The 9,850-nt window shown below is 39.7% G+C and carries 7 protein-coding genes and 1 CRISPR repeat array; all 7 genes read left to right on the top strand.

What is annotated here, in order from left to right:
- The first annotated feature begins 432 nt into the window (after nt 1-432).
- On the top strand, nt 433-819 hold the full coding sequence (gene tnpA / locus KQI39_RS16685; RefSeq protein ID WP_216419706.1) for an IS66 family insertion sequence element accessory protein TnpA: 387 nt from the start codon (nt 433-435) through the stop codon (nt 817-819).
- Entirely contained in the window at nt 809-1,168 is a 360-nt protein-coding gene (gene tnpB / locus KQI39_RS16680) for an IS66 family insertion sequence element accessory protein TnpB (protein WP_148446808.1), read from the top strand. The genes tnpA and tnpB overlap by 11 nt, the downstream gene beginning before the upstream one ends.
- A 203-nt stretch (nt 1,169-1,371) precedes the next feature.
- Entirely contained in the window at nt 1,372-2,994 is a 1,623-nt protein-coding gene (gene tnpC / locus KQI39_RS16675) for an IS66 family transposase (protein ID WP_216419705.1), read from the top strand.
- Between the two features lie 738 nt (nt 2,995-3,732).
- Nucleotides 3,733-3,951 (top strand): helix-turn-helix domain-containing protein, encoded by a 219-nt coding sequence (locus KQI39_RS16670; RefSeq protein ID WP_216419704.1) that lies wholly within the window; start codon nt 3,733-3,735, stop codon nt 3,949-3,951.
- Between the two features lie 65 nt (nt 3,952-4,016).
- The gene (locus KQI39_RS16665) at nt 4,017-5,648 is read left to right on the top strand and encodes a zinc ribbon domain-containing protein (RefSeq protein ID WP_216419703.1); all 1,632 of its coding nucleotides are present in this window, start codon (nt 4,017-4,019) and stop codon (nt 5,646-5,648) included.
- Nucleotides 5,649-5,688: 40 nt separating this feature from the next.
- Nucleotides 5,689-7,053, top strand: coding sequence for an SPFH domain-containing protein (locus tag KQI39_RS16660; RefSeq protein ID WP_216419702.1), 1,365 nt, complete (start codon nt 5,689-5,691; stop codon nt 7,051-7,053).
- Nucleotides 7,054-7,124: 71 nt separating this feature from the next.
- Nucleotides 7,125-8,507: a GH1 family beta-glucosidase gene (locus KQI39_RS16655; protein ID WP_216419701.1), complete on the top strand. Its 1,383-nt coding sequence runs from the start codon at nt 7,125-7,127 to the stop codon at nt 8,505-8,507.
- Between the two features lie 483 nt (nt 8,508-8,990).
- A CRISPR array of direct repeats spans nt 8,991-9,680; the repeat unit is 30 nt; unit sequence GTATTAATAGAACCATATTGGAATGTAAAG.
- Between the last annotated feature and the right edge of the window lie 170 nt (nt 9,681-9,850).

Raw genomic sequence — 9,850 nt, 5'->3', positions numbered from 1 at the left:
AGCACCATTGAAATCTTCAATGGCGAGTCTGCTTTTCAATTCCTTATATTTCGTTTCCACAGGCCAGCGGTAAAAGTAGAGTTCACGGAACATATCGGGAGTAAAAGAAGAGTCGAGAACCACTGGGGGTCAGGTACTCGAAAGCTGGGATAAAAGTTCTGTGAAAAGAGTATAAACTATAAACTGGCATCTACTTGGATGCCAGTAAAAAAATAGCAAAGCGCTTTAGGACGTTAATTTAAGAAAGAAAATTGTCGACTTGTGATAAGGAAAAAATAACAGGAGGTCGACAAAGCCTTTATATTAAGGAAAAACAGGTGATTTAATGGCCCATAATAGAAGTATACGGTAAATAGCTAGTACCGTGCTTTTTGCCTAAAACCATGAGATAATCCCTTTGTAAAACTAAAAGTTTTTTAAAGGAGCAATCTTATGGATAAGATCACACGTCAGGTCCGTATTGAACATTGGACCCAGATCATGAATGAATGTTTGAACAGCGGTATGAATAAGACCGAGTGGTGCAGAGCCAATGGGATCTCAGACAAACAATTCTTTTACTGGCAAAGGATCCTCAGAAAAGAAGCTTTTGCTGCTTCAACATCAAGGGAACTTTCTGTTATTACAGATCCGGCAGATGAAACCAGCCCGCAAAAGATCTCATTCGCAGAGATCAGCCTCCCAATAAAACAGGAGCCTGTCAGAAATGGATTCCAGCCAGATATCATCATCCGGAAAGGATCAGTTTCTGTAGAGATATCCAATTCCGTTTCAGCAGAACTCCTGTCACGGATCGGAGAGATCTTTCATGCTGAATGATGCTTCCGGGTTCCGCAGGATCTACCTGGCTACCGGCTACACAGATCTGAGACGTGGAATGGAGGGCCTTGCATCCATCATCAAGTTCAATTTCCAGCTGGATCCGTATCAGAAAGATATCCTGTTTCTGTTCTGCGGAAGGCGGACTGACCGTATCAAAGGGCTGGTCTGGGAAGGCGATGGCTTCCTGCTCTTATACAAAAGACTGGAACTAGGCGCATTCAACTGGCCCCGCACGAAAGAAGAAGCACTTGAGATCACACCGGAGCAGTACCAGTATCTCATGCAGGGACTGGAAGTTGTTGCACGCCATCCGATCCAGGAAGTCAGACCGGGGAAAGTCTTATAAGGTCCTGTGCAAAACAGAGAAAATAAAAAAATATCTTCCGGTCATTATAGGCTCAGAAAAAAAGTTATCCACTTTTCATGATCCGCTGTCTTCATTTATTCCGGAGTACCTTGGTAAAAATGACGGATGCCCTATCTGCCGGATTCGCTTTTTCTTTATCTTTGCGTTACAATAGAAACATCAGATAAAGGAGAAGGGCATCCATGGCAAAAGTATATACAGAAGAAGAACTGAATAGTTTCAGCAGGGAAACACTTATGGCAGTCATCCTGTCCATGCAGGATCAGATCAGCCAGCTGAATATAAACATGGAGTGCCTTATCGAGCAGATCGCTGACGCAAACAACAAGCGTTATGGCCGTTCTTCCGAAAAGCTGGAGACGATCTCCGGACAGATGGAACTGGAACTTATCTTTAACGAGGCGGAAGCACTTACGGAAACACTGTATGTAGTCGAGCCTGCTGAGGAAGATGTGATACAGCCGCGCCATCGTAAGAGTAAGGGAAAACGCGAGGCAGATCTGAAGGATCTTCCGGTTGAAGTGATCAGCCATACCCTGTCAGAAGAAAAACTCCGGGATGTCTTTGGCACAGATGGATGGAAGCAGCTTCCGGATGAGATATATAAAAGGGTTCGTGTACAGCCAGCTGTCTATACCGTTGAGGAACATCACGTGGCAGTTTATGCCGGCAGGGATAACCAGACGATCATAAAAGCAGACCGCCCAAAAGATCTGCTGCGTAACAGCCTGCTCACTCCATCACTTGCAGCAAGCATCATGAATGCCAAGTACGTAAACGGCCTTCCCCTTTACAGGATCAGCCAGGAATTCTTACGGAATGACATCCATATCTCCAGACAGGTCATGGCAAACTGGATGATCCAGTGTGCAGACAGGTATCTGGGTATCCTTTATGACCGTCTCCACAGGGAGATGTATCAGTTTCATGTACTTCAGGTTGATGAGACTCCGGTCATGGTGATTAAGGATGGGCGACCAGCAAACAGCAAAAGTTACATGTGGATCTACCGGACCGGAAAGAGTTATACAGATACCCCAATCATCCTGTATGAATACCAGCGCACCCGGAAAGCGGACCATCCGGAAGAATTCCTGAAGGATTTTAAAGGAATCGTAGTCTGCGATGGTTACTCTGCATACAGGAAGTTGGACAGGGAAAATCCAGACATCGTCTTTGCAGGCTGCTGGTCCCATGCAAGGCGCAGGTTTGCGGAAGCGTTAAAAGCCCTGCCAAAAGCAGCACAGAAAAATGCAAAAGAGACGATAGCCTACGAAGCAGTCAGCCGGATTGCTGCGGTCTATCATCTGGATAACCAGATGGAAGGACAGCCTGCAAAAGCCAGAAAAATGTACCGTCAGGCCAACATCAGACCTCTTGTAGAGGCCTTCTTTGCATGGGCAAAAGAGATCCAGTCTAAAAACCAGCTTTCCCGTGGAAAGACTCTGGATGGGATCAATTACTGCATCAACCAGGAAGCTTCTTTGAAAGCCTTTCTGGAAGACGGCGATATTCCTATGGATAACAATGCGACAGAAAGTGCCCTGCGCAGTTTTTGCCTTCATAAGCATACATGGAAACTGATCGACAGTCTGGATGGCGCAAATGCCAGTGCCATTATCTACAGCATCACGGAAACAGCAAAAGCTAATAACCTGAATCCCCTCCGGTATCTTGAATATGTCCTGACTGTACTAAAAGACCATCAGGATGACAGGGAATACAGTTTTATAGATGATATCCTTCCATGGTCTAAAAAGCTTCCAGAAATATGCCGGAGCAAAGCAAAAGCAACTAATATTTAAAACCTTGCCGCCGGAAACGGCGGCTTAAAGTTAGAGTAGTACGGATGGTTTACCGTATACCAAAAACCAGGCATCAAAGGTCTGTGAAAAAAAGAAAAAGAGATTTAAAAAATGAACAGAAAAAAAGGAGGGGCGCGGAAAGATTGTCCGAAAAAAGAATAAAAAAGATAGTCTGTTGCAGCCGGATTATCTCGATATCCTATGGATAAAGCCTTCCCGGTTTTGACAAATGAAATTACGAAAAAAGTGTCAAAAGAGGGTGCGAAAGGACAGCTATTTTTTCACACTGGCCTTTTGACATTTTTTTTTGTAACATCCCTTGTCAAAAACCAGTGCCTCCCGTTTATTTAATCTTCATCCGCTTCCAGCCCAAAAGAAGAAAAATAAACCCAAAAGAACCACCAAAAACCTTGTCTCAGGAGAAATCCTGGAACAGGGTTTTTTAATGGAAAAAAGAGAAGAGATGGATTTATGTGGATTTCCGGCTTCCGGAAACTGTTTTGGGAAATGGAATTTGGGACGCTGAGCTGACTAAAAGGCTGTTCTTTTTTGAAAATATTATTTATTGAGAGAAAGAGAGTATGGATATAAAATTCACAAGAAGTTGTGGAAAATAAGCATAATATAGGTAATGTTTGTTGACAATATAATGATTCGAGATTATATTTAATATATGAAATCAGATGAAAAAATGAAAGTAAACGTATATGATTCTTTGAGGTTTGGGGGATTTGATTTATGAAGATAAGTTATAAGAAGCTATGGGTTATGCTTGCGGAAAAAGAAATAACTCCAGCGACATTGCGTAAAGATTTGAATATAGCATGTGGAACTATGACAAAGTTACGTCGTAATGAAGAAGTTGCTTTGTCAGTGCTTTTGCGTATATGTGGATATCTTAAATGTAATATTGGAGATATTTGTGATGCGATTTGCGATGAAAGAGACTCTTTATGATTGGGTAGTGATTATATCATAGGGCCTTTGCCTAACAAATGTTTATAGGGGATTAGAACAAAGATATGAAAAAGGAAAAACGAATATATTGTTCCAAGTGTGGACAAGAGAATAATGCAGATGCTCAGTTTTGTCAAAATTGTAGTGCTCCATTACAAAATGAAAAGGATAGTGAAATTTCTTATTCCGAACGGAAACAAGAATATGCGGGGAAAATTATTAAATGTCCAGCATGTGGTGAAGAATTACCGAGTTTTACAGCTATTTGTCCAGCATGCGGTCATGAAATAAATTCTTCAAGAGTCTCGGAATCATTAGACAAGTTTATTGCACAAATAGAAGAGTGCGATAGACGTATTGCTAATAGCCCAGAAATACCTAAAAAAGGGTGGTCTACATGGGGAAAATGGAAAAAGATAGGATGGGTTTTGTTAAATTTATATTTTGCATGTATTCCGTTACTGATTTATGTATTCCGTCCCCTTTTACGAACGGATAAGGCTCCTGCACTGACAGCGGATGAAAAATATAAAGCTACTATTATAGAGAATTTTCCGTTCCCAAATGATAGAGGTTCAATATTAGAAGCATTGCTGTTTATAAAATCTAAAGTCGCTTTTTTAGCGGCGGAAAAAATTAATGCTAATAATTCATATTGGATGCGCTTGTGGACAAAGAAAGCGGAGCAACTTCATGAGAAGGCAGAAATATTGTTTCCAGGAGATAAAATTGCAAATGAGACGTATCAGGAAATTTTAAAGAACAGTAATATTGTTAAAAAGAAACTAAGGATAAGATTATTACTGACAGTTGGTGTTATTATTATTTTTGTTGCTTTTATGGGTGTTCGTAGTGGCAAAAATGGTATAGGTAATCTTGCAGATAATAAGGATTATGATCAAAAATATGATTGGCAAGAAAATCAGTTTACAACACTTCTTCCAAAACCGGAATCAGAGTATGGCAAGGTTACTATGGAAATGGAGAAACAGTTTTCTGTTGAAATATATAAAACTTCAACAGAAATGTATGAAGAATATGTAAAAGAATGTAGAAATAATGGATTTACGGTTGATATAACAAAGACAGAAGGAATGTTTTCTGCACATAATGAGGAAGGATATCAACTGTATATATATTATTATGAGAATAAAAAAGAGATGCATATATCAATTGATTCAAACGATATTGAAGAGAAAGGGTTTGCAGAAGGAACTTATGAATCTCTGAAAGTGAAAAATTTTGTTTTTGATATTCCTGATTATTGGGAAGAGGAAGGAAGTAAAAACGAATATCTTCAGTATTATGCTGAAAAGGGCGAAAAACTTGTAATGTTGAGTATAGCATATCCTGTTGAAACAGATGATGATTATGGTGTGTCGTTTGATGGCTTATATCAGGATAATGAAAACATGATTGATATGATAGCTTCAATGTTTACAGATGGAGATGTCATTGATAATGAGGTGTTTGAATCTGCTTATGGAGTTAAGGGAATTCTGTATCGTTTTTCATGTAACCAAAAAATTAATTGGCTTACATCTGTAGATGCAAATGGATATTGTTTCTGTTTTCCTTCCGAAAAAGATCGTAGATGGTTTTATGTTTATTATGTGCAAACGAATAAAGTTTCTGGTAACGACTACAAAGATGATTATATGAAATTGATTTCTTCTATAAGGGAAAATGATGAGTAATGAGCTATTGATATAGTTTTAACGGCGGGAGGTTACATATATGGGATTATTCAATAAAAACAAAAGAAAAGGCGGATTTATGGATGAAATTCGTTGTGATGAGCCTTCGTATTTAATTTGGAAATGGCATCCAGCAGGAGCGAGTCAGGGGAATAATAGAGAGAATGCGATTCGTTGGGGGTCTTCGTTAAGGGTAAAAGATGGTGAAGTTGCAGTATTTGTATATAAGCAAAAAGATGGTACTATGCAAGACTTTATTGTTGGTCCTTTTGATCAGACAATAAAAACAGCAAATTTTCCTGTGCTTGCTAGTATTGTAGGGCTGGCTTATGATGGGGGAACACCATTTCAAGCAGAAATATACTTTATAAATCTTGCTCAGATTGTACAGATAAAGTTTGGGGTACCATTTTTTGATGTGTATGATCCGCGTTTTGATGATTTTGGAGTGCCGGTTGCCGTAAGCGGAACTATCAGCTTTAAGATTACCGATTATCGTCAATTTATTAAGTTGCATAGATTGAGCAATTTTAATCTTGATGATTTCCAAAAACAGATTCGGGATGTTGTGATTAGATATGTGAAAGACATCGTTGCAAATGCGCCGGCAATACATAATATACCTTTAGTGCGAATTGAAGCTAAAACATCTGAAATCAATGATGCCATTGAATATGATATTGGTGAAAGACTGAAAGAAGATTTTGGAGTAGATGTATCAGGAATTGACATAGGAACAATAGAAATTGACAAATCAAGCGAAGGTTACCGGCAACTTATGAGTGTAACCAAAGATGTAACGACCGCAACTATTAAGGCGGAGACAGCAGCGAAAGTTAAAGATATTGCAGATCGACAGCGAATAGATGTAGAGCATTATGGAGAAAGTTTACGAATTCAGAGAGAAGAGTCTCAATATGCCCAGCATAAACAGACACAGACTAATAATCTGGGTGCATTTCAAGTTGAAAAGCAAGCAGAAGTTGGAGTTGCCGGTGCTGAGGCATTGGGGAAAATGGGAGTCAATGGAGCTGGAAATGTAAATCTTTCTGGTGGCGGAGATGGATTCAATATGGCTGCAATGATGGCAAGTATGGCTGTTGGCGGTGCCGTAGGACAGAATATAGCTGGTTCTATGAATAATATGATGGCAGGGATGAATCAGCAGGTACAAAATGGCATGACTCCACCGCCAGTTCCAGGTATTTCATATTATGTTGCAGTGAATGGACAGGCAACAGGCCCATATGATCTCAATACATTAAGGCAACTGATGACTGCGGGACATTTTACAACAGATAGTTTAGTGTGGAAAACAGGAATGCCTGAATGGGCTAAAGCGAGTTCAGTAGATGAAATGAAACAATTATTTCCTGATATACCGCCGATTCCGAAAGAGAATTAAAGCAAAGGAGTAAAGTCAGTAAAATTAAGGCTTTTTGTTGAACATGTACTAAAAAGAATAGAGAGAAAAATATGGGAAAAGAAAATGGAAAGAATGTAGGATTCCCTGAGGATTTCGCCTGGGGTGCAGCAACAAGTGCGTATCAGATCGAAGGCGCAGTAAAAGAAGATGGCAAAGGCGAGCATATCTGGGATGTGTATACAAAAGAATCGGGGAAAATATATTCCGGTCACACCGGTGAAGTGGCATGTGATCATTATCACAGATATAAAGAAGATGTTCAGTTAATGAAAGAAATGGGCCTGAAAGCTTATCGTTTTTCCATCGACTGGTCGCGGGTTTTACCGGAAGGCTTCGGAAGAGTGAATGAGAAAGGTATTGAATTCTATAACCATCTGATCGACGAGCTTGTGGAAAATAAGATCGAACCATATATTACTTTGTATCACTGGGAACTTCCGTATGAAATCTATAAAAGAGGCGGATGGATGAATCCGCAGATCGTGGAATGGTTTGGAGAATATGCGAAGCTTGTTGCAGAAAGATTCAGTGACAGGGTAAGTCATTTCTTTACATTGAATGAACCACAGTGCTTTGTCGGACTTGGTTTCCTTACCGGAGAACATGCACCGGGAGTAAAGGCACCGATGAGAGATACCTTTGAAATGGCACACAATGCTATGAAAGCACATGGAAGAGCTGTACAGATGCTCCGTGCTTATGGAAAACAGAAACTGACGATCGGATATGCGCCAACATCATCTGTCTGTTATCCGGAAACAGATCGGCCGGAAGATATCGAGGCTGCAAGAAAGGCATATTTTTCCCTTCAGGAGGACGACAGTAACTGGACATGGAATGTATCCTGGTGGTCAGATCCGGTCTTATTAGGACATTATCCGGAAGAAGGACTGGAGCGTTATGAAAAATATCTTCCGAAAATCACAGAAGAAGATATGCGTCTGATCTTAGAACCAATCGATGTCTATGGACAGAATATCTATAATGGAAGATGTATCCGTATGGGAGAAGACGGGAAACCACAGGAGGTTTGTCGATATGAAGGTTTTCCAAAGACTGCGATCCAATGGCCGGTAACACCGGAATGTCTGCAGTGGGGACCGAAGTTCTTATATGAAAGATATCACAAGCCAATTTATATCACAGAGAACGGATTATCCTGCCATGACGTGATCTCATTAGATGGAAAAGTGCATGATCCAAACAGAATTGATTTTCTTGCAAGATATTTACGAGAACTGAAAAAGGCAGCAGAGGAAGTAGATATCAGAGGATATTTCCAGTGGTCTTTGATGGATAATTTTGAATGGGCAAAGGGTTATTCAGACAGATTTGGACTTGTGTATGTAGACTACAGGAACCAGCAGAGAATCATGAAAGATTCAGCATTTTGGTATAAACATGTGATAGAAACAAACGGAACTGGATTATAAGAAGAAAATATAGAAAAAATGCAATGAATAATACAATAGATTTTATGCCAGGGGATCACGTTTGCGCCGTTTCACAAAAGAGATTCTTTTTCGACAGAGACAGAACTCTACAATAATGCTTCCGTTATCTGATGCGGTAATTGTTGACTTTTGATTTTCACCGTGCTAGGGGAACCACTAGGGGTCAGGTACTCGAAACCTGAGATAAAAGTTCTGTGAAAAGAGTATAAACTATAAACTGGCATCTGCTTGGATGCCAGTAAAAAAACAACAAACACTTTAATAAGTTAATTCAAGAAAGAAAATTGTCGACCTGTGATAAGGAGAAAAGTGTGGGAGGTCGACAAAGCCTTTATATTAAGGAAAAACAGGTGATTTAATGGATCATAATAGAAGATTATGGGTCCCGAAAAAATAAGAAATGACAAGGTCGACAGAAAGTGGTAGAATAATGCTTATGAGAAAGGCATTTGTGGAAGACGAGTATTAATAGAACCATATTGGAATGTAAAGTCACTTAAAATTTAACCAACATATGGTAATTGAATCACGTATTAATAGAACCATATTGGAATGTAAAGTCTTTTCCGGACGGGTTGTTCGTTCTTCCCAGAATCGTATTAATAGAACCATATTGGAATGTAAAGAAACAGACGCCGCCGCCGGCTCCTGCGGACAGCGCAGTATTAATAGAACCATATTGGAATGTAAAGAAGTTCAGTTCGCCGAAATCATGGGAGTATCAAGAGGTATTAATAGAACCATATTGGAATGTAAAGGGAGAGCAAGAAGAAATCAAGAAGATGGTTCACAGCAGTATTAATAGAACCATATTGGAATGTAAAGTGATATCAGACGGTTGACAGTTCAATAGCTTACATAAGTATTAATAGAACCATATTGGAATGTAAAGAAGTCCAGTACCGAAAGAACCACCTGCATCAGCTTCGTATTAATAGAACCATATTGGAATGTAAAGTTGGAGTAACTGCCTGCCGGAAGTGTAATCACAAGTATTAATAGAACCATATTGGAATGTAAAGGGCAGTTTTCGCCGAAGATCCGCATGAAATCTTCCGTATTAATAGAACCATATTGGAATGTAAAGAGACAAATAAATTATTATGGAGACACTACTCCTATGTATTAATAGAACCATATTGGAATGTAAAGAAGGAACCATTGGGGACGGAGTTTTTAAGTTGACCACAGTGGGGTCAGACCCCAATGTGGTAAACATAGCGTCAACTTAAGAGAAAATCAGTCTTAGAGAAGCAACAGATTTTAAAGAGAAATAGGAAAAGAAGAAGCAGGGAAGAAAAATAAGCGTAGGAAACCAGGGC

Source organism: Blautia sp. MSJ-36 (assembly GCF_018917985.1).
Lineage (GTDB): Bacteria > Bacillota > Clostridia > Lachnospirales > Lachnospiraceae > Blautia_A.
The sequence above is the reverse complement of the archived record's forward strand: the minus strand, read 5'-3'. Positions and strand labels throughout refer to the sequence as shown.

Coding starts and splice junctions, on each gene's coding strand:
- KQI39_RS16655 (WP_216419701.1), top strand. CDS start 7,125: ATGGGAAAAGAAAATGGAAAGAATGTAGGATTCCCTGAGGATTTCGCC.
- KQI39_RS16670 (WP_216419704.1), top strand. CDS start 3,733: ATGAAGATAAGTTATAAGAAGCTATGGGTTATGCTTGCGGAAAAAGAA.
- tnpB (WP_148446808.1), top strand. CDS start 809: ATGCTGAATGATGCTTCCGGGTTCCGCAGGATCTACCTGGCTACCGGC.
- tnpA (WP_216419706.1), top strand. CDS start 433: ATGGATAAGATCACACGTCAGGTCCGTATTGAACATTGGACCCAGATC.
- tnpC (WP_216419705.1), top strand. CDS start 1,372: ATGGCAAAAGTATATACAGAAGAAGAACTGAATAGTTTCAGCAGGGAA.
- KQI39_RS16660 (WP_216419702.1), top strand. CDS start 5,689: ATGGGATTATTCAATAAAAACAAAAGAAAAGGCGGATTTATGGATGAA.
- KQI39_RS16665 (WP_216419703.1), top strand. CDS start 4,017: ATGAAAAAGGAAAAACGAATATATTGTTCCAAGTGTGGACAAGAGAAT.